The sequence below is a fragment of the Rhodoferax sp. genome (assembly GCF_010365055.1).
Lineage (GTDB): Bacteria > Pseudomonadota > Gammaproteobacteria > Burkholderiales > Burkholderiaceae_C > Rhodoferax.
Genome location: NZ_JAAFHA010000074.1, coordinates 1 through 20300 on the forward strand (window position 1 = coordinate 1; position 20300 = coordinate 20300).

The 20300-nt window shown below is 61.4% G+C and carries 15 protein-coding genes; 4 read left to right on the forward strand and 11 right to left on the reverse strand.

Going from position 1 to position 20300, the window contains the following annotated elements:
- A partial coding sequence (locus tag GZ093_RS15080) for a DUF2249 domain-containing protein (protein WP_296487332.1) occupies positions 1-153 on the forward strand: 153 nt, incomplete at its 5' end.
- A 110-nt stretch (positions 154-263) separates the two neighbouring features.
- Here the strand turns inward: GZ093_RS15080 and GZ093_RS15085 are convergent.
- From GZ093_RS15085 to GZ093_RS15095, 3 genes are all read right to left on the reverse strand, one after another.
- On the reverse strand, positions 264-2543 hold the full coding sequence (locus tag GZ093_RS15085) for a nitric-oxide reductase large subunit (protein WP_296487299.1): 2280 nt from the start codon (positions 2541-2543) through the stop codon (positions 264-266).
- Positions 2544-2878: 335 nt separating this feature from the next.
- Positions 2879-3262 (reverse strand): SirB2 family protein, encoded by a 384-nt coding sequence (locus tag GZ093_RS15090; protein WP_296487302.1) that lies wholly within the window; start codon positions 3260-3262, stop codon positions 2879-2881.
- A gap of 30 nt (positions 3263-3292) precedes the next feature.
- Positions 3293-4498, reverse strand: a complete 1206-nt coding sequence (locus tag GZ093_RS15095) for an NnrS family protein (protein WP_296487305.1) — start codon at positions 4496-4498, stop codon at positions 3293-3295.
- Positions 4499-4602: 104 nt separating this feature from the next.
- On the opposite strand from GZ093_RS15095, the gene GZ093_RS15100 reads away from it, so the two are divergent.
- Positions 4603-5091 (forward strand): Rrf2 family transcriptional regulator, encoded by a 489-nt coding sequence (locus tag GZ093_RS15100; RefSeq protein ID WP_296487307.1) that lies wholly within the window; start codon positions 4603-4605, stop codon positions 5089-5091.
- Positions 5092-5162: 71 nt separating this feature from the next.
- Here GZ093_RS15100 and GZ093_RS15105 read toward each other — a convergent pair whose 3' ends face one another.
- The 4 genes from GZ093_RS15105 to GZ093_RS15120 all read right to left on the reverse strand — a co-directional run bounded on the left by GZ093_RS15105 (position 5163) and on the right by GZ093_RS15120 (position 17464).
- The gene (locus GZ093_RS15105; RefSeq protein WP_296487309.1) at positions 5163-13709 is read right to left on the reverse strand and encodes a glucoamylase family protein; all 8547 of its coding nucleotides are present in this window, start codon (positions 13707-13709) and stop codon (positions 5163-5165) included.
- Positions 13710-13712: 3 nt separating this feature from the next.
- Complete coding sequence (locus tag GZ093_RS15110; protein WP_296487312.1) at positions 13713-13955, reverse strand: hypothetical protein; 243 nt, start codon at positions 13953-13955, stop codon at positions 13713-13715.
- Between the two features lie 144 nt (positions 13956-14099).
- Positions 14100-15260, reverse strand: a complete 1161-nt coding sequence (locus tag GZ093_RS15115; protein ID WP_296487314.1) for an outer membrane beta-barrel protein — start codon at positions 15258-15260, stop codon at positions 14100-14102.
- Positions 15261-15361: 101 nt separating this feature from the next.
- Complete coding sequence (locus tag GZ093_RS15120; protein ID WP_296487317.1) at positions 15362-17464, reverse strand: ice-binding family protein; 2103 nt, start codon at positions 17462-17464, stop codon at positions 15362-15364.
- Between the two features lie 332 nt (positions 17465-17796).
- Here GZ093_RS15120 and GZ093_RS15125 point away from each other — a divergent pair, with 332 nt between their 5' ends.
- Together GZ093_RS15125 and GZ093_RS15130 are read left to right on the forward strand one after the other, a co-directional pair.
- The gene (locus GZ093_RS15125; protein ID WP_296487319.1) at positions 17797-18129 is read left to right on the forward strand and encodes a collagen-like protein; all 333 of its coding nucleotides are present in this window, start codon (positions 17797-17799) and stop codon (positions 18127-18129) included.
- Positions 18130-18160: 31 nt separating this feature from the next.
- Positions 18161-18319 (forward strand): DUF3309 family protein, encoded by a 159-nt coding sequence (locus GZ093_RS15130; protein ID WP_296487321.1) that lies wholly within the window; start codon positions 18161-18163, stop codon positions 18317-18319.
- 38 nt (positions 18320-18357) lie between these two features.
- Here the strand turns inward: GZ093_RS15130 and GZ093_RS15135 are convergent, their stop codons facing one another.
- From GZ093_RS15135 to GZ093_RS15150, 4 genes are all read right to left on the reverse strand, one after another.
- Positions 18358-18888, reverse strand: coding sequence for a hypothetical protein (locus GZ093_RS15135; RefSeq protein ID WP_296487322.1), 531 nt, complete (start codon positions 18886-18888; stop codon positions 18358-18360).
- The gene (locus tag GZ093_RS15140) at positions 18885-19268 is read right to left on the reverse strand and encodes a hypothetical protein (protein WP_296487325.1); all 384 of its coding nucleotides are present in this window, start codon (positions 19266-19268) and stop codon (positions 18885-18887) included. Before GZ093_RS15140 ends, GZ093_RS15135 begins: the two co-directional genes overlap by 4 nt.
- A 127-nt stretch (positions 19269-19395) precedes the next feature.
- Positions 19396-19740, reverse strand: coding sequence for a hypothetical protein (locus tag GZ093_RS15145; protein ID WP_296487327.1), 345 nt, complete (start codon positions 19738-19740; stop codon positions 19396-19398).
- A gap of 93 nt (positions 19741-19833) precedes the next feature.
- On the reverse strand, positions 19834-19998 hold the full coding sequence (locus GZ093_RS15150; protein WP_296487330.1) for a DUF1328 domain-containing protein: 165 nt from the start codon (positions 19996-19998) through the stop codon (positions 19834-19836).
- Between the last annotated feature and the right edge of the window lie 302 nt (positions 19999-20300).

The window sequence follows — 20300 nt, forward strand, 5'->3', positions numbered from 1 at the left end:
TCACTGCAGCCCGGTGAAACCATGCGCTTCTGCAATGACCACGACCCGCTTCCCCTGTTGAACCAGCTTAACGCCCGTTATGGCGAGGCCGTGTCCATTGCGTATGTGCAGCGCGAGCCGGGCGCCATCGTGATCGACTTCGCCCGCCTGTAAGACAAGGCATCGTCCGTTTCTAAACTTGCTGTCGCGTTCAACGCGGCACACAAAAAAGGCGCAACGAGTGCCATGCTCGTTGCGCCTTTTTTTTGGCTACTTCAGGTGGATCAAACTCGCTCGGCGCCGGCCAATGCAACCGGAATCGCTTGCTTGGCTTTCCCACCCTTCAGCAAGCGCACCGCAAACCAGGCCAGGAACAGGGCACCGATGGAGAACACCACATCACCCGGCACCCGCAACCAGACCAGGGTCTCCATGAAGGGCGAATGAATCACCTCGGGTGAACGCGCAAACCACATGCCTTGGGTGATGCTGGCCCAGGCTTGGTAGATGCCGGCTGGCACCAGGGAGATGAACACCATCATGCCCAGACCGATGTTGAACGACCAGAACATCGGCGCCAGCAGCTTGTCCGACCAGGCCAGCCGATCGGACAGACCTCGCAGGCAAAACAGCAGCAGCCCGATGCCCAGCATGCCATAGACACCGAACAGCGCGGCGTGGCCATGGGCGGCTGTCATGTTGAGCCCTTGCATGTAATACAGCGCGATCGGCGTATTGATCGAAAAGCCGAGCAAACCAGCACCGACGACGTTCCAGAAGCCAACCGCAATGAAACACAGGATTGACCACTTGTAGGCCTGCACCCAGGGCGCCGACTTGGAACGCTGGTAGTTGCGCCAGGCTTCGACGCCGATCATCGCGAGCGGCACCACTTCCAGCGCAGAGAACATGGAGCCAATGGCAATCACAAAAGTAGGTGTGCCAGTGAAGTACAGATGGTGCAAGGTGCCCAGAATGCCGCCGAACAGGAAGACGATGGTTTCCAGCACGATCGCGCTGTGGGCGGTGCTGGCGCGAATCAAGCCCAGACGGGTGAACAACAAGGCGATCACGGCGGTGGCGAACACTTCAAAGAAGCCTTCGACCCACAGGTGCACCAGCCACCAGCGCCAGTACTCGATCATCGCGTAGTGGGTTTGCTTGCCCCAGGTCAGCGACGTGGCATAGAAACCGCCAATGCACAAGGCGGCCAGGAACACCATGGCAATCAGACCGCGGCTCTCCGACGGCGTTCTCAAGGCCGGCCACAGGCCGCGCCCCAACAAGGTGACCCAAAACAGCAAGCCCACAAACAACAGGATTTGCCAAATGCGGCCCATGCTGGTGAACTCCAGCCCCTGATTGCCGATCCAGAAACTGAAATTAGTGCCCAGGTGTTGCAGGGTGCCGAGCCAGCCGAAGGCGGTGGACCCCACCACAATGAAGAGCAAAGCATAAAACAGCACGTCCACGCCGAGCTTCTGGTACTTTGGCTCATGGCCTGAGATTGCCGGGGCGATGTACAAACCGGTGGCCAGCCAGGCTGTCGCGATCCACAACACGGCAAACTGGGTATGGATGGTGCGGCTCACGGTGAACGGCAGTATCTGCGCCAGCGGGAAACCAAAGAAGCTCTGCCCCTCAACGGCGTAGTGCGCGGTAATGGCCCCCATGCCGATTTGCACCAGGATCAGCCCGATCACCACATAAAAATACTTGCGGGTCGCCTTCATGGACGGGGTTGGCTTCAGGTCGAACAGCGGGTCGCTTTTGGGTGGGGTCGGGTCGCCCTCCTCTTTGCTGACCGAGTGGTAAAAAATCATGCCCGCGATGGCCGCGATCATGAAGATGATGCTGGCGATCGACCAGATACCGGCGCCCGCCGTTGGTGTGTTATCCACCAGCGGTTCATGCGGCCAGTTGCTGGTGTAGCTCAGATCGGTTTCGCCGGGCCGGTCGGTAGATGCCGACCAGGCCGACCAGAAAATGAAGGCCGGCAAGGCCTGCAAGTCCATCGCATCGGGCAAGGACCCGGCGCTCATCGCATATTGTTCGCGCAGTTTGTCCAGCGCTGGGTCATCACCAAACAGACTGACGTAATGCGCAACGACCTGGGCCACCGCCTCGGTGCGCGCGGGCGACAGCGTGATGCTGCCGGTGCTGGCGTCATACGTGTTGCGCCGCATCTCGCTCTTGAGCCGGGCGTTCAGTTCGGCTTGTTGCCCGATACTCAACTGCTCAAAGGGCTTGGCGAAATCAGCTTGCGCCCACACTGCACGCAGTGCCAACGCTTCACGGTGTAGCCAGTCGGCCGACCAATCCGGTGCGACATAACTGCCGTGACCCCAGACTGACCCCAACTGCTGACCGCCAGCGGAAAGCCAGGCTTCCTGACCGCGTTGGACTTGTCCTTCTGAGAATAGTACCTTGCCCTGGGTACTGACGACTTGTTTGGGAATGGGTGGCGCTGTCAAATATATTTCGGTGCCGACCCAGCCTAGAACGGCGAAAGACAGTACACAGATGACGGCGAGCCAGGTCCATAGTTTGCGCGTGGCATGCATGGCAGGGATTCCTTTGTGGTTGAGTTGAAAATTTGATAAGCGCAAGTCTTTGCCTGGCTATAAGATTCATTCTATGTGCATCTTTGCGTAAAAAGTAATTTGCATACATCTTTATTTGCAAATTGACAGTGCGTTATTTGCTTGCGGCGCAACCGAGGTTGTGAACCGCAGTCGTTGTTCCACCAGCGACGTCACTGGTGACCCAAACAAATTTCAAATGTTGTGAGTGGGGGCAAGAACGTTCTAAACGCCAGCCCAGTCAAGAACCCCGACCTGGCAGGGCAAGCTGTGAATCAGGTCAAAACGCTGCGACCGAAATCAGGGCCGTGTCGACGTCACAGCAAACCCCAACTGGGCGAGTGGGTGAGCGCCACGCCGACGATGTAGCCAACGCTCAGCAGCGCCGCCAGAAAAAACGGCAAACGTTGCCCCTGCGGTGTGCGCTTGCCCAGGGCGCGCATGCCCAGCAGGATGTACGCCAACAATGCCAGCACCTTGGCCGTGAGCCAGCCATTCACAAACGGGTATTGCCCGATGCGCCAGGCCAGCCACAAGGCCGATGTCAGCAACACCGTGTCGATCGCATGTGGCGCTACCCTGAGCAGTCGCCACTGCCGCCACGGCTGCGCCGTCAGCTCCAGCGCGGCGCGCAGCACAAACAGGCTGACACTGAGCACGACACAAGTGACGTGCAGATATTTCACCCACAAGTAGTCCATGGTGATACTTCCAGACCTTCGCGGCGCGCCTCAACCGTCCTTGCCATCAGGCCGGGCGCTCATCAGCCAGGGGGTGTAGATCCAGAGGTAAACAGAGAAGGCGGCACTCCACAGCGCTGCCGTGGCAATCAGCGCCCAGGCATAGAGCGCGGGCGCCAGCAACGGCAAGAACACCCGCAGCAGCGCCGCCGTCATGACCAGCGCGTAGGCCAGCACCTCCGGCCCCGCCACGGCGAGCGGCCGTCCAGTATGGCCGCGCGCCGTGCGCGTGATCATGCCGATGATGAGGCCGCCGGTGGCGCCCACACCCAGCGCATGCACGCCCGCTGACACCGGCACCCAGCCCAGTTGCGCCAGCGCCAGCAGCGCCAGGCCGACCGGAATCCAGGCATAGGCGGCATGCAAAATCCACAGAATCGGCCGCTTGAGCGTGACACCCGGGCGCCAGGCCAGCAGGCGCCTGGTGTGCAAGCCACTGGCCAAGCCCAGCACGATCAGACCTATCGCGCTGGGCGGCGCCAACACCCAAAGCGCCAGACCCAGCGCCGTGACGCCCAGTGTGACCCGCTCCAGCCATACCGGGGCCACCAGCTTCAGGCCTGGCGTGACCGTCATGGTGAAAAACGGAATAACGCGCCCGGCCATCACACATTCAATCATGATGATCAGGGCCAGCCCCGCATACAAAGGGCTCATCGCTGAGACGTCCAGCCAGCCCAGCACGGCCAGGTGAAAGACCAGATTGGCAGCGGCCAGCAAGGCCAAAATCAATGCGAGGGGCAAGTTGCGGTAGTTGCGGGAACGCAGCAACAGCGTGACCAGAATGGCAGCCACGATCGGCAACAGCGCCAGGTCAAGCACCGCATAAACAACATAAGGCCCGGTTACCGAGGCCACACGTGCACCCAGCCAGAGCAGGGCCAGGGCTGCCAGCGTGGCGCCGCGCGGCGTGGCCAGGCCGGTCCAGGTTTTTCCCGCCGTCATCAAGAAGCCCACGATGATGGCCACCGCAAAGCCAAACAGCATCTCATGCGCGTGCCACAGCAGGCCCGGCGCCGCCGGGCTCAGCTGCCAAGCGCCCAAAAACATGGCCACCCACAGCGGCACCATCAAGGCTGCAAGCAGGGCACCCCCGACATAGAAAGGCCGAAAGCCCAAGCGCAAAAAGGGCATGCCCGCAGGCTGTGGCGCGGCCGCTTGGGACTGCGAAGAAATGGGTAAGGATGTTGGCTTCATGGCGGCAGGACGCAAGATGCATCAACTATTTAAAACTGTATTTTATATGCATCTTAAATTAAAGCACGATAAAATGAACAATAAAGCCAACATTGAAAGCGCCCATGAGACTCACCGACTACACCGACTACACGTTACGGGTCTTGATGTTTTGCGCCCTCAACCCCGAGCGCTCGGTCACCATTGCTGAGCTGGCCGAGAGCCATGCGGTGTCCAAAAACCATTTGATGAAGATCGTCAATGATCTCGCCCGCCAGGGGCTGCTGCAGACCACGCGCGGACGCGGCGGCGGCCTGCGCCTGCTCAAGCCGGCGGCTGATATTCGCATCGGTGATGTCGTACGCCAGAGCGAGACCGATTTTCGGCTGGTCGAGTGTTTCGACCCCGGCCACAACACCTGCACCTTGACTGCCCAATGCCAGTTGAAGAACGTGTTCTGGACGGCACAGCAGAATTTTCTGGCCGAACTGGACAAGGTCACGCTGGCGGATGTGACGCGCGCGCGAAGTGTCGGCCAAGGCGCCGGCCCGGCCACGAGCGCCAACATTCAAACCGTGGCAGTGAGCGCCATTGGGCGTGCCGCGCCCCGTTGAATCCACAGAAATTTATATAAAAACAGCCTCTAGTCCTCGTGGAATAAGCGTGTATAGCTATTATTTTTGATTCAAACTCTGCTTTTCGGCGGAGCTCGCAACACATCGTTGCTGACTCCCAGCGGCGGCGCCAGCTCGTCTGGCAGCAAGGGAATCACAAAGCAACTGTGCGAGGCCAGCCCCGTCCAGGATAGCGGCTGACCGGGGTGCAGCAACTGCGCCACCAAGGGCTCACACATTGAGGCCGTCATTTCCAACGCGACGTTGGCGGTGGCACGCACCAGGATGAAGCGCATGCTGCGCTCATTGCGGACCAGCGTCAGCTCGACCTGCTGCCAATCTGAAGGCAGGCAAGGTGTAAAAATCAAGTCCTGCGGCCCTTGCTGGAAACCAAAAATCGACTCGATGGCGGCGCGATGCAGCCAGGCCGCCGCCCCCGTGTACCAGCTCCAGCCACCACGCCCGACATAGGGTGGCTGGCTGTACACGTCACCGGCCATCACATACGGTTCGATACCATAGACCGGGCCCCGCACCGGGTGGCTGGCGCGGTGGGCCGGGCTCAAGTAGGTGAAGTAGCGGTAGGCGGTGTCAAGGCCCTCGCGTGCGTCCGGTTGGCTCTTCGCCATTTCCGCCTGCGCCATCAAGGCCCACACGCCCGCATGCGAATACTGGCCGCCGTTTTCGCGCACGCCCGGCGGGTAGGCCTGGATGTAACCGGCGCTTGGCACCGCGTGCGCCAGCGGTGGGTCAAGCAGCTTGATCAAGCCGGCCTCTTGGTCCACCAAATACGCATCCAGCGCCGCCAGCGCCTGGCGCTGCAACTTTGGCGCTGCGGCCTTGGACAGCACCGCCCAGGCTTGTGCGATCGAATCGATGCGGGCCTCGGGATTGGCCTGCGAACCCAATGCCTGGCCATCGTCAAAGAAGGCGCGTTTGAACCATTGGCCGTCCCATGCCGTGGTATTCAAGGCCTGCGTCCAACCCAGCGCGGCATACTCCCACCGCAGCGCCCGCGCCTCTTCACCCCGCGCGCGCGCTAAGGGCGCGAAGTCGGCCACCACCTGGCACAAAAACCAGCCCAGCCAGACCGACTCGCCGCGTCCCTCAATGCCGACACGGTTCATCCCGTCGTTCCAGTCACCGCTGCCCATCAAGGGCAAGCCGTGTGCGCCCACCGCCAAGCTGCGATCGATCGCCCGGGCAGCATGCTCGTAGACCGACGCTTGCTCGCTGCTGACGGTGGGTGTGTAGTAAGCGTCCTCGGCGCCGGCAGGAATCACCGCCCCTTCGAGAAACGCGACGCTCTCGTCGAGCAAGGTCGCGTCACCGGTCGCACGCAGGTAGTGCTGGGTCGCATGGGGCAGCCACAAGAGGTCGTCGGAGAAATGGGTGCGCACACCGTTGCCCAACGGCGCATGCCACCAGTGTTGCACATCACCTTCAGGGAATTGACGTGACGCGGCCAGCACGATCTGCTGGCGCAGCGTCTTGGGCTGTGCCCAGGCCAGCGCCATCGCGTCCTGCAACTGGTCGCGAAAACCGGTGGCGCCCCCGGCCTGGTAAAAGCCAGCCTTGGCCCACAAGCGGCACGTGACCGTCTGGTACAGCAGCCAGCGGTTCACCATCGCATCAAACAGGGGGTCAGGCGTTTTCACCGTGGTAGCGCCCAGCAATTCATCCCAAGTGCTTCGCACCTGCGCGATTCGCTGCGCGGCAGGCATCGCTGCGGCCCGGGTGGCGAGTTGCCGGGCGGCATCTGCGTTGTCGCCGTAGCCCAGCAGGAATACGCGTTGCGCCGATTCACCAGCGCCCAGCAGCAGGCGCGTCGACAGCGCTGCGCAGGGGTCAAGACCGTCACCCTGGGTCAAGCCGAAATAATCGGGCAGCACCAGGCGGCCACGTGCATCAAAAAGCTCGCGCCGATCGCAAGTCCAGTCCTCGGCCTCGTCGGCGGCGCTGGCCAGACCGAAGAATGCCGTGCCGTCGCCGAAGCCAGCCGAACGTTCCGGCTGCGTGCAAAGCAGTGCGGTGAGCTTTTGCTCTGGCAGGCGCTGGCGGTACAGTGCCGTGCGCACGGTGCTGCGATCGGACCGATTCGCACCCATCATCCACTCGGCGATGCCGATCACGCGCAGATGCAGCGTCTGGCGGCCGTGGTTGACGATTTCGAGCTGCACTTGTTTGACGGACGTCTGCGCATCGACACACCATGACGCGCTCACGGCCAGGTCGCCGCGCTGATGGCTGATGCGGCTGTAGCCCTGCCCATGCGACACCTGGTAGGCCACGTGCTCGTCACCCCAGGCACTCGGTGCCACGCTCCAGACCTGCCGGGTCTTGATATCCTGCAGCAAGAACCATTCGGCCGGCGGGTCGGCCACCGGATCGTTTGACCAGGCGGTGAGTTGGTTCAGACGGCTGTTCACCGCCCAGGTGTAGCCACCCCCCGCTTCCGATATCTGGGCGCCAAAGCTCGGATTGGACAGCACATTGATCCAAGGTCGCACCGGGCGCAACCGGGTGCTGACGTCGAAACGAAACTCGCCCGTAGCCGGCTCAAACTCGCCCACCGATGCGGGCATGTCAGCAAGGGCGCCCGAGGCGACGGCGACAGCGAAAGTCGACGTGTCATGGCGTTCCTCGAAGGCTTGCTCATGCATCGCCACCCATTCCTGCACATGATTCACCAGCGGGCGGCCGTCGGCATGCAGCCGCAAGCGCGCGCAAGCTCGCAAGGTACTCAGTTCATCCGGTGAGAGCTCGTCAGCGCGAAGCACGTAGAACCCCGTGGCGGCGGGACCGGTTCGGGTCGATTTTTCGCCGCTGTCACTCACGTAACGCTCGCGCAGCGCCGAGATCTCGCGCTGCAACTCCATCAGGTACGAGGCCGGCTCGGTGTTCACCACCACCAGGTCGCAGCCGATGCCACCCCAAGACCAGAGGCTCAGGGCCTGGGCCAGTGAACGCAGCAAACCCACGCCCTGCATCACGCCTGCCGACACCAAAATGATAGGCCGATCACCCGAGATGCCAAAGCGCCACAGAAGCCGCCGGTCACAGACCTCGATCGTCGCGCCATCAAAGCGGACCACTTCGGCCTGCGCGCGCGTCAGGCTGAACACCAACGCCGTCGTCAGGGTCTGGATGGCCGCGAAGTTCTCGGCGCTGATGCGCAGGGCGCGCAGACGGATGCTGCTCAGCGTGGCCGACATCAGTGAGGCGCGCTCAATATGGCTTGCTTGCAGGTATTTGTCGATCACCGCGTGCAAGGTGCCGCCATGGTCGGACGCCGCCGTGGCGAAGGTCAGGCGCGCCTTGCCGTGGGGCGCGATGCGAAGCCGAACTGCCAGGGCGCAGACGGGGTCGAGACCGGTGTTGAGCTCGACCGCCTGGTCGGACGCGGCCTGCGGCACAGCGTCCAACGAGGCCAGCGCTTGATCCGCACTGTGGTTGCGGCCGAGCCAACGTTGCCGGTCGGTTTGGACACGCACGCCCTGCACCTGCGGATCGCTGGCGGCGAGAAAGTGTGCGGCCTGCAATCCCTGCTCGGTGGGCAGACGGGGCTTGCGCTCGAACAGCAGGGCCTGATGCTCAGCCTGCCACTGGGCGCGCACGAACAGATTCGTGAACGCGGGGTGGGCTTCATCGGCGCGCGGATCGGACAGCGTGACGTCGAAGGCTGACATCAGTTCGATGTCGAGGCTCTGATCGCTCAGGTTGCGCAGTTCGACCTGTCGGAACTCGATGTCGTCTTCCGGACTGACCCAGACCGTGACGTGAGCCTCCAACTCGGACCAAGCCGCATCAAAGCACACGCGGTCGGCGTGGTAGACGCTGCGATAGTGCGCGGCCGGATCGGGCGCCGGGTGCTGCGTGATGGATACCGGCCGCTGCGGACCGGCGCCGCGCGCCGGATCCAGCCAGCGCAAGTAAAAGAAGCTGCCATAAGCGTCGCGTAGCGCATCGTCACGCCAGCGTGTGATACCGGCCTGACCCCAACGGCTCCAACCGGCGCCGTTGGCGCGCAGCGTCACGCTGTAGCGCCCGTTTGACAGCACATGCGTGGGTTGCAGCGCCGTCGAGCCCGGCAACACGTCACGCAGGAGCCCCGGCGCGCGCCTGCGCTCCATCGGCTGCAGTGGTGGACCCGAGGGCGGCTCGTACAGGATGGACACCTCACGCGGCACGCGCTCGTGCAGCAGTGAGGTCACCGCTGCAATGTGTGCATTGGCCATGCCCCAGCGCTGCGCCGGGCCGCCCAGCAGCACATTGGCCAGCGCCACAATGCTCATGCCCTGGTGATGCGACATGAAGGTGCTCACCGGCGTGAATGGCTCGATGCCCGTTTGCCGCGCGGGAGAAAAGTCAAGGGCCTCAATAAAACCATAGCGCGAACGGGCCGCCAGCTGTTCCAGCGCCGCAAAATTGGCAGAGGCGCGGTGGGGTGCGATTTGCGCTGCCAAGGCCGTGGCGTAAGGCGCGATCACCAGTTCGTCGATCGGTGTGCGCCGCAGTGCCAGCCTCGGCACCCCTTGTGGCGCGTACTGGTAGGCCAGTGTGTAGTCGCTGCCGGCATAGGCGGATTCGGATATGCCCCAGGGCACGTTTTGTGCCTGGGCGAAATCAATCTGCTCTCGCAGCGCTGCATGACAGGCCTGACACAACACGCTGCCATGCGGCTCGTCGAGAACCAAGGTGGGCATCAGGTATTCGAACATCGAGCCCGACCACGAACGCAAGCCCGCATCCGCACCGACGGCGTAGAAGGGTCGTCCCAGAGACGCCCAATGGCTCACCGGCACATCACCCTTGGCGACGGCCAGCAGGCTGGTCAGCCGCGACTCCGACGCCAGCAAATCATAAAAACTGGCATCGAGCTCCTGCTCCGCGACCCGATAGCCGATGTGAAGCAGATGCCGCTTGCGGTGGTACAGGAAGCTGAAGTCCGCCTCCCCTGCCAGTCGCTCACACGCAACGGCCAGCGCCAGCAAGCGCCCGGCCGCCTCAGAGGCCCCTTGCGAGGCCAGCGCCTGGGCGTCGAGCGCTGCTGAGCGTCGTGCGGCGCGGTGATCCGCCAGGCACCACCTCAGTTCGGCGCGCTTCGCTGCCGTCAGTGTGGACCGAGCCGCCAGCAGCGGCGCAAGTCGTTGCCTTGAGGCTTCGATGGCACGCTTCGCCGCGCCACTGTCATGCGGCGCGCCCGCCAGCTCCAGACAGGCCTGCGCCACGGCGAGCAGGTGGCCACTGAGGTTGCCGCTGTCCACGCTGGACACATACATCGGCAGCAGTGGTGCGCAGCTTTGCGTGTCGTACCAGTTCAAGAAGTGGCCGCAGTGGCGCTGCAGCGTGGCCAGCGTGGCCAGCGTGGCCTCCATCCTGGTCAGCAGCTCCTGCGTGCCGATCCAGCCAAACTGCCGGGCGCAAGCCACGCTCAGCAGGTACAGGCCAATATTGGTGGGCGAGGTGCGGTGCGCCACCATGTCGTGTGGCATGGTCTGCAAGTTGTCGGGCGGCAGGTGGTTGTCCTCGGCGACGACGCAGCGCTCAAAAAAACGCCACGTGTCGCGCGCAATACCGTGCAGATAAGCTTGGTCCTGTGGCGGCAACGCCGCATCTTTTCGGGCAGGGCGCGGCCGACTGACCCACCAAATCCATACCGGCGACGCCGCCCACAAAAGGCATAGCATCAGCGCCAGCAGCGGGTAAGGCGTGGCAGAGGCGAGCAGTGCGCCGAGCAGCAACAGCGCCACCGCCGGCAAGCTCCAATGGGCGCGCGCGAGCGATTTCAGGTCGGTCTTGGCCTGCGCCTGCGCCGTTGCGGCTGTGGTCCATTGCAGCAAGTGGCGATGGCTGATGGTCATGCGATACAGCGCGCGCACGAGGGCGTCCACCGCCAGCAGCGACTGCTGCAGCAGCAGGGCAAGATGCCACAAGCCGCCCCACAGGGCACGTGCCAGATCCATCGCAGCCAAACGGTAGAAGTGGCGCGTGGCAACATCGTCGCGGCTGGGGGCAAAGCCCGCCACCGCACCCAGCATTGGACCAGCTGAAAACGCCGCCATCACCAGTGCCAAGGCAACCCACGGCGACACCACAAAGCCACCCAGCGCCAGCAGCAGCAGCACCAAGGACACGGGCGCCACGACCGATCGACGCAGGTTGTCGAGCATCTTCCAGCGGTTGATGACGCGAAAACGATAGCGCGTGGGGCTTAGCAGAAAGGGCAGTAACTGCCAGTCGCCGCGCGTCCAGCGGTGCACGCGCGAAGCCGCCACATCGGCATGAAATGGCGCATCCTCAACCACCGTGATATCGGTCACCGCCGCGCAGCGTGCCATGGAGCCTTCGAGCAGATCGTGGCTCAGCACCTGACCATCTGGCAGGCGGGCGGACAGCACGGTGTACATCGCCCGCACGTTGAGCAAACCCTTGCCGGTAAAGGTGCCTTCGCCGAACAGGTCCTGATAGACCTCCGAGCTCGCGGCACTGTACGGGTCGATACCGCACTGACCGGCAAACAGCCAGTGGTAGAGCGTGAAGTCCTTGGTGGCAGGCAGCGGCGTCACCACGCGCGGCTGCAAGATGCCGTAGCCACTCACCACGCGCGCGCTGGCGTCAATCCGCGGCTGGTTATGGGGGTGCGCGGCCACACCCACCAACTCGCGCAGCCGACCGGGCGGCAACTGGGTGTCGCTGTCGAGCGTCACGATGTACTGTGTGTCAGCGGCTATCTGTGAGTCGGCGCCCAAGTCCAGAAACGCAGCGGCCGAGCCCTCTGCCAATGCAGCCACGAGCAGTTCGAGCTTGCCGCGCTTGCGCTCCCAACCAATCCAGCGCTGCTCGGTCTGGCTGAAACGGCGCTCTCGGTGCAGCAGGATGAAACGCGGCGCGGCGCCAGTCTCTTCGGCCTTGTTGGGATAGCGCATGTTGAGTTCGCGGATCTGCTGCGTTGCGCTCGCCAGCAAGGCTTCGTCTGACGCCAGCTGCGCCGCATCGGCATCGGCCCAATCGGTCAGCAGTGCAAACTGGGCGTGGCGTTCCGGGTTGGCGAGATAGTGCAGTTGTAGCCGGTACACCAGGTCGCGAGTTGATGCGTTGCCGGTCAGCATGCCCGGGATCACCACCATCACCCGGTGCTCTGGTGGTATGCCCTCGCCCAAGGCCAGGCGAGGCAGATGTCGCGGCCGGGCCGACTCGCTGATCAGCCGGTTGATCACCGCGACCACCGCCTCGGACGCCGGGAATATCATCAGCGCCGCGCCCAGCACGGCCAACCAAGGGTGAGCACCGGCGCCGGTCAAGCCGCCACCGTGGCGTAGTACAAGCCACGCCACCAGGCTCAAAGTGCCCAGCAGCAGCGTGCCCAAATAGGCGGGCAAGGTCAATCGCCGCGCAACGGCGCGCCAGAATAGAGCCGCACGCTCATGCAAGCCAAGCGCACGCAGCAGCGCTGGACAGCCTGCGCCGCGCAGCCAGTGGCTAGCCGCCGCGGTGGCGCGATTGGCGCCCTCGTCGGCGCACATCAAATCGAGCAGTGTTTGTGCCACCGACAATTCACTGCGGCCACTGCGCCTGGCCAAGCGCTCAATGCCATGCAGCGTCTGGTCACGCGTGGCGGCCTGCTCCGCTTCGAACATCGGGGAGGTGAGCATCAGCCGCATCAGCGGACTGGTGCGGGCGACAATTTCGGGCCAATCGGCGGCGCCAATAGCGCGCAGCGACGTGACGGCATTGCTCACACTCAGGTTATCAGCGGCCTGGTCGGCGCTTTGCTGCGTCTGCATGCTGGCCAGATCCGGCAGCGCGTGATGCAACCAGTCATGCAGTTGAGCGGGATAGCTGGAGTCTCCCGTGGTGCGGCGACCTTGCAGACGTTGCGCCATCTGCACGAGAAAGACGCGGCCCACGCCGCGCTGATCCAGCAGGCCTAACAACTGGTCAAGCACTGGCACGGTATAGGTATCGATGTGATCGCAGCACAGATTGGCGACCCCACGAGCGGCCTTGTTCGTCGCCACACGCTCGGCCAGACGACGCAGGTTCTCAATCAGCACCACACGCAAGGTGGTAGGCAGCGCCCACATCTCACTCAAGTTCAGTTCACGGGTTTCCTGGTAGGCGCTCAGAAATTGCATCAGCAATTCCTCGTCGAACGCGCCATCGGTGTGGGCCACAAAGGCCCAGGCAACACCATAGACCCGCGGCAGACCGGCCAAGGGCTCGTCCACCAGCATTGGCAGAGTGCGAAAATAACTGCGCGGCAATCCCTCTTGAATTTCCCTGAGCTGCGCTTCGATCAGGTGAAAGTTGTCAAGCAGCCACTCAGCCGCCGGGCTGATGTCGTAGCCGGTGCTCGCTTGTTCCCCGATGCAGAGATGCGCCTCGCGCAGCGTCTGGATATTGCTGCGCAGACGTGGAAAAAAAGTCGGCGCACGTCGGCGTGCTATGGCGGCACGATGGGTGACACCAAGACTGCGGCCATGCTGGGCAAAACGCTGCAGCCCAAATATCTCGGAGCGGATCGGTGGCTGCACCGGGCCGCGCGCACTGTCCAGCATATCGCGCAGCGCTTGTGGAGCGCCCGGCAGCAGGCGCTGCAGCTCACGTTGCGCCATCGCCTAAAACACCATTGACAAGACACCGATCAAGAGCGCGACCACCACCACGGTCGTTACAAAGCGCCCGACCACAAAACCGTGCATGGTCTGCGCCGCGCATTGCAAAAAAAACAGGGGACCATGTGCTCTTCGGCATAGTTCCAAATGGGCACCCAAAGCCGACAATTCCATCGGAGAGGTCTCAGCGGTGTTGCCAAAAGATGCGGTGCTCCAGCGCGATTTTAAAATAATATTGTTGCTCATAAAAACCTCCCCGCACAATCAAAAAATAGACCTCAACAATAGAGAACTTGTTGCACACTTGGGTCTGTGCTTGGCACCCAAGTGCGAGTCAAACGTCAATAAAAGCGCAAGGCATTGAGTTGCCTCCTTGCGCCACCGTCATCGTTAACGGGTACCGACAACTTCCACTTCGACACGGCGATCAGGCTGCAAGCAGGCGATCAGCGCTTTGGTAGCTTTGGTGCCCTTGCAGTCACCCGGTTTTGTGACCGGCTCGGCGCCGTCGACGCCCTTGGCCACGATCTTGTCACCGGCAATACCGGCTGAGGTCATGAGGTAGCCCTTGACGGCATCAGCCCGGCGCTCTGACAATTTCTGGTTGTAGGCATGCGAGCCGATGCGATCGGTGTGCCCGGTGACGTTGATCACATCAAATTGCGTGCCTTTGAGCTCTGCCACGAACTTGTCCAGCTCTTGCTGGCCGCCTGGCTTGACGCTGGCCTTGTCGAAGTCAAACAGCGAATCTGCAGAAAAAGACACTTTGCGCGGCAGCACGGGTGGTGGTGGCGGTGGCGGTGGCGGCGCCACATACACGGGCGCCGGGGCTTGGGCAACCACCACTGGCGGCGGCACGTAAGCAACGGGCACGGGCGTGGGAGACTTTGCGCCAAAGCGATAGATCAAGCCGAGCGAGACCAGATCGATGTCGCCCTTGTTGCCCACGGCATCATTGATGCGGTAGCGTTCCACTTCGGCGCGCATGGCCAGCGCTGGCGTGAACGCGTACTGCAGCCCAACGCCCACTTTGAGGTTGGTGTCCCGCTTGCTCGGGTTCGGGTCAAGCACATTGACGCTTCCGGTTCCGACAAAGGAATCGGTGGCATCAGCGTAGTTCGCGCCAATACGACCCAACACCGAGAACTTTTCAGTGATTGGCAGCGTGCCGACCAAGTCCATGTTGAAGCCCTTGAGCTTGATATTGCCGCTCAAGGCTCCTCCAGCTGGAACCGTGGTGGCATTGAAGCCAAAATTACCCAGATCGAAATAACCGGCTTCAACGGCCAGGTATTTGTTGTACTGGTAACCGCCGAATATCTTGTAACCGGTGGAACGGTCGTCATCGGTAATCGTGGCGCCGCTAAAGCCGCTGCCCAACAGGCCGCTGGTAATACGTGCGTCATCAATCTTCGCGCTGGACTGGCCGGCATTTGCACCAGCGTACCAACCGGAGTCGTCCGCCAGGGCAAACGAGCTGGCGAGGACGGCCAGTGCGATCAGGCTCAGCTTGCCTGAGGCTCTTGCCAATTTGTTTCTTGCTAATTTCATATTGTTCTCCAGGACAGAATCAAAAATTCTTCATGCATTTCTAGTTGGACAACAGCGGCAGACTGAGATGACTCCGACCGCCGTTGTCTTAGTTTCAAAAATTATGGCTTGGTAACGCGAGCGGCATTCAACGTAACCTCAGTCTGCGCCAACATCCTGCCGGTCACAACAGCGCCCGTATTCAAGGAAATCAGCGTTTGACTCAGAAGATTTCCTTTGAAGTCAGCTGCCGTTCCAAGAGTCGCTTCGCCAGCCACTTGCCAGAAGATATTCTTGGCCTGGGCACCGCCGCTCAGGGTAACGATGGCACTGTTGTTCACGGTCAGGTCTCGACCAATCTGGAAGATCCAGACGTCATTCGGGCCGCCAGAAAGAGTAACGCCGGCACTTGTCACCAACACGCCGGTACCCCATTTATAGAGTCCTGGGGCGATTGTCAGTCCGCTGATATTGCCTGCACCCAACTCTGTCGCATCAGGTGTTGCTCTTCCGGCGGCGTCGGTGAACGCGGTTTCCATGTCACTGATGGCCGTGGTCATGGTAGTAGGCGTCGGCACGGCATAGTTGGCTGCATATACTTTTCCAGTCACATACAACGATGTTGAAAAAACATTCGTGGGATCCGCGATCAGAGAAAATCCCGTGATAGCAGTCGAGCCGATTGGACTCACTCCAATGTCGCCAACAATCGCGGTGGTTCCCGTCGTTGAGATTCCTGATTTGGCCAAAATTACAAAGTTTGCAGCTGAACCAAGATCGACCGCATCAGGGCCTTTCTTAGCCAGCACAGTCAAGGTGGCGAGACCAGAAAGGCTGCCGGACGTTGCAGTGATCACGGCTGAACCGGCTGACACGCCAGTGGCGACGCCAGTGTTCGACATGACTGTCGCAACCGGGGTGTTGCCTGAAGTCCAGGCCACGGTTTTGGTGATGTCGATGATGCTGCCGTCAGAGTAAGTCCCCTGTGCAACAAACGGCTGCGTAAAACCATAGTCTATTGAGGCTTGTGCAGGCGTCACCGCGATTGAGGCCAATGTCGCAGGAGTCACGGTCAAGGTGGCTGATCCAGACTTGCCGGCGGATGTTGCCGTGATCAATGCCGTGCCCACTGACACGCCAGTGGCGACGCCGGTGTTCGACAGGACGGTCGCAACCATGGGGCTCGCTGACGTCCAAGACACGGACTTGCTGATGTCAACAATACTGCCGTCAGAGTAAGTGCCGTTTGCAACAAATGGCTGTGTCAGACCCACTGGTACGGTAGCCGGCGCAGGCGTCACTGCAATTGAAGCCACAGTCGCAGCAGTCACGGTGAGTGTGGCGGAACCGGTCTTGCCGCCGGCTGTGGCAGTGATCAGTGCAGAACCGGCCGACACGCCAGTGGCAACGCCGGTGGTCGGCAAGACTGTCGCCACCAGAGGGCTAGCTGAAGTCCAAGCCACGGTATTGCTGATGTCAACGATGCTGCCGTCAGAGTACGTGCCCTTTGCAACAAAGGACTGTGTCAAACCAACAGGTACGGTAGCGATTGCAGGTGTCACAGCAATCGAAGCCAATGTTGCCGCAGTCACGGTCAAGTTCGTTGAGCTGCTTTTGCCGCCAAAATTGGCAGTAATTGCCGAAGCGCCAACAGCGACGCCAGTAACAACACCAGTGGTCTGTAAAACCGTCGCCACGGTGGGTGTGCCTGACGTCCAGTTGGAGTATGCAGTCACATCGCGGGTTGACCCATCGCTGTAGGTCGCGGTCGAAATCAACGGTTGAATACTGCCAACTGGTATTGAGGCCGTTGAAGGCGCCACTGCCATCGATAGCAATGTTGCCGAAGTCACAGTCAAGACTGCTGACCCGGACTTACCACCAAAATCAGCCGATATGATCGACGTGCCGCTTGCGACGCCTGTAGCAACGCCGCTGGTCGGTACGACAGTCGCCACGCTCGTAGTGTCTGAAGCCCAATTGGACGACGCGGTCACATCACGGGTTGACCCGTCGGTGTAGGTAGCCGTCGCCATCATTGGCTGGACGCCACCGAGCGGTATTGAGGTCGTTGCAGGCGTCACTGAGACAGAAACCACGCCCAAACCCAAAGTAGGACTGCCCAGAATCGGATCTCGTCCGCCGCCGCAGGCCGCGAGCAAAACGCTCAGAACCAGTGCCATGAACCACGGCAAGACTCTGGCATAGCTTTCATATTTTTTCATTTGCTTTCCTCTGTATTTGTCCAGAAACCTATTGATGAAATGGCGGGACTTCCGTCCGGCGCTCACGCTGCTGTTTTGCACCATCGCCTGAGCGTCGTGCATCGCGAGGATAGTATTGCCCCAAACTCTTCGCGGGTCTGTGCGATGACGCACATAGGCGGACGTGATCGCGCAAAAAAAAGGGCTGTGTGTTCGCTAACGCACTGACCTGCGCAAGACTTGCGCATAAGCTGCAAAGCTACCGAGCGCGGCAATTCAGGTCGTGCCGGTCTGGTTGTGGCCGTCTTCTTCAAGCCGACCGCTGCTGTTTATAAATTTTCAAAGGATTTCTCATGAAACGCATGATGCTCATTTCAGCCCTGCTTGCAACACTAGGCTTGGCCGCCTGCGACCGACCCGCTGTGGTCGCCGTGCCCGTAGCGCCCGTGGCCGTACCCGGCCCAGCAGGCCCGCAAGGTGCAACCGGTAGCACTGGTAGCACTGGTAGCACTGGTAGCACTGGTAGCACTGGTAGCACTGGTAGCACTGGTAGCACTGGTAGCACTGGCGCCACTGGCGACACAGGCTATACCGGCGCGACGGGCAACACCGGCGCAACAGGCGAAAAGGGCAAGACCGGCGACGGCACCACAGTGATCGTCGTGCCGCCGGAACCCGCCAAGTAAGGCTACTGCACCACAACTTCAAGGAAAAATAATGAGCTTGGGAACCATACTGTTGATCGTTTTGATCTTGATGCTGATTGGTGCCATTCCGAGTTGGCCGCACAGCCGCAATTGGGGCTACGGACCCAGTGGTGGCATTGGACTGGTGGTGATCATCATCATCGTCCTGCTGCTAATGGGACGAATCTAGCGCACATTCGCGGCGCGGCGTGATGCCGCGCCCCTTGATCAGCACGTCGGCGCGTCAGGCCGGACTGTTGAAAACCCGGCCCCTTGGGCCGGTTCTTGCGACTGACGCGGTTGTTTCAGCAATTCGGTCAGCACCGCCATCCATGATTGGGTGGGTATCTGCGCCACGGTTTTGGACAAGAGTTGTGGCAGCAGCCCGGCCAACAGGGACGACGTGAAGAGAAGACGCCACGGCCGCGCCCAGGCCAATGCGCCACCCAGCAGTAATGCGCCCACGACCAGCCCGAGCGGATGGCGCTGTGCCAGGGGCTGCACCACCGTCTTCACCGTTTCGCCGGCCAACAGGCTGGCGACACGCCATGGGTGCTGCGCCCACCAACTGCGCACGGCTTCGATCACGATACTCGCCGCAGGAATTGATTTCAAGCTGTCGAGCCAGGCCAGCCCGGTGCTGCTGCTGCGCGCGCGGGCGGCGTGGCCCGCTGGGCCCGCGATGTCGCGCATGGCAAGACGCAAGCGCTCGCGCGACGAGGTCAACCGCTCGGAGGGTGTCGGTAACAGTGCACTCATGAGGTACTCGCTTCGCGCAGCATGGCCAGATCGGCCTTCATTTGTTGTCGGATGGTGTCAAAACCGCTGGAATCACCCGGTGACCGAGCCGCCAGCAAGCACCACAGCGCCAAGACCATAGGGACCACCGGGGCTGCAAACAGGACCCACGGCGCATGCATGCTGGCAACAGGAATGACGGCCCAAAGCATCAGGGCAACCCCCGCCAGCACCGCGCCCACTGCCAGGCAACCCAAGGCCACCGCGTACAGCAGTGCACGTCGCTTCCAGGTGGTGGAGACATGGCCGACCTCGGTTGCGACCAGTTCGGCATAGGCTTCGGCGTGATCCGCCAGCAATTGCGGTCGGGTCGCGATCAGGAGAAACAGGGGGTGAATCATGAGGGTCAAGCTCCAGAATCTAAAAATCAAGGCCTGACCAGAACCGCCCCGGGCAGCGCAAGGTCTACCTTAACAGGCATTGCGGCAATGGCAGCCACCCAGGCTGCGCACGCCTGATGAAAGACAGTTAGCGGCGATCCCGCGAACTTGCCATCATGCTGATCAATGCCATCAGCGCAGCCCCGGTCGCAGCGGCGATCAGCACCGACTTGATGGGTTCGTCCTTGATGTAGTTCAGCGTGTTGTCCGAGGCGCGCAGCGCCTTGTCACGCAGCTGTTTTGAGGTGTCGCGCATGCTGTCCGCACCACGATGCGCGAGTGCGCTGGCCTGGTGACGCAAGTCCTGCACGCTTCCGGCCAGGCTGTCGAGCGCTTCATTGGCGACTCGTTGGGTAGATTGGATGGCGTGGGTGGCCGACTCGGCGGCTTGGTCGGCCAGGCTGGAGGGTTCTTGGATTTTTTTGTTAAACATGATGGTTCCTTAGAGAAAGTTGAGGTTTGTTGGAAACTGTATCGATCAGGCGTCGAGCCTGCCGGCGAGTTGAGCCCGCCTTGGCGGGCGGTGTCAGCGCTTCTTGATGAGGCCAAACAGGAAACTGGCAATGGCCAGAATCGCAAACACAATGAACAAGATTTTGCCGATGCTGACGGCACTGGCGGCAATGCCACCGAAACCGAACAAAGCAGCAATCAAGGCGATGACAAAAAATACAACAGCGTAGTGCAGCATTTTCATGCTCCTGTTTTGATAAAGCGGCTAGCCGCTTGGGATGAGAGAAATAAATAACCCGCGGACTGTGTCGCGGCAGACAAGCTAGTGTGATCTTTGTTGTCAGCCGCGGCGATCAGCCGTGCGACCTTCGTCTTGTAGGGAAAATACATCAATCGAGGTAGGACGCCGCTGACAGCGCCTTGCCAAGCGCAAGATCAACTTAACCGGAATGGCACTTACATAAGCGGCATGACGTCGAGGTCACGAGCGTAAGCACTTGAATTTGAATACAAAAAGAGGTGACTGACCCGTGGATTGAT

Excerpts from the sequence above, each read along its gene's own strand:
- GZ093_RS15085 (WP_296487299.1), bottom strand. The coding sequence starts at position 2,543 with ATGCATGCCACGCGCAAACTATGGACCTGGCTCGCCGTCATCTGTGTA.
- GZ093_RS15090 (WP_296487302.1), bottom strand. The coding sequence starts at position 3,262 with ATGGACTACTTGTGGGTGAAATATCTGCACGTCACTTGTGTCGTGCTC.
- GZ093_RS15095 (WP_296487305.1), bottom strand. The coding sequence starts at position 4,498 with ATGAAGCCAACATCCTTACCCATTTCTTCGCAGTCCCAAGCGGCCGCG.
- GZ093_RS15100 (WP_296487307.1), top strand. The coding sequence starts at position 4,603 with ATGAGACTCACCGACTACACCGACTACACGTTACGGGTCTTGATGTTT.
- GZ093_RS15105 (WP_296487309.1), bottom strand. The coding sequence starts at position 13,709 with ATGGCGCAACGTGAGCTGCAGCGCCTGCTGCCGGGCGCTCCACAAGCG.
- GZ093_RS15110 (WP_296487312.1), bottom strand. The coding sequence starts at position 13,955 with ATGAGCAACAATATTATTTTAAAATCGCGCTGGAGCACCGCATCTTTT.
- GZ093_RS15115 (WP_296487314.1), bottom strand. The coding sequence starts at position 15,260 with ATGAAATTAGCAAGAAACAAATTGGCAAGAGCCTCAGGCAAGCTGAGC.
- GZ093_RS15120 (WP_296487317.1), bottom strand. The coding sequence starts at position 17,464 with ATGAAAAAATATGAAAGCTATGCCAGAGTCTTGCCGTGGTTCATGGCA.
- GZ093_RS15125 (WP_296487319.1), top strand. The coding sequence starts at position 17,797 with ATGAAACGCATGATGCTCATTTCAGCCCTGCTTGCAACACTAGGCTTG.
- GZ093_RS15130 (WP_296487321.1), top strand. The coding sequence starts at position 18,161 with ATGAGCTTGGGAACCATACTGTTGATCGTTTTGATCTTGATGCTGATT.
- GZ093_RS15135 (WP_296487322.1), bottom strand. The coding sequence starts at position 18,888 with ATGAGTGCACTGTTACCGACACCCTCCGAGCGGTTGACCTCGTCGCGC.
- GZ093_RS15140 (WP_296487325.1), bottom strand. The coding sequence starts at position 19,268 with ATGATTCACCCCCTGTTTCTCCTGATCGCGACCCGACCGCAATTGCTG.
- GZ093_RS15145 (WP_296487327.1), bottom strand. The coding sequence starts at position 19,740 with ATGTTTAACAAAAAAATCCAAGAACCCTCCAGCCTGGCCGACCAAGCC.
- GZ093_RS15150 (WP_296487330.1), bottom strand. The coding sequence starts at position 19,998 with ATGCTGCACTACGCTGTTGTATTTTTTGTCATCGCCTTGATTGCTGCT.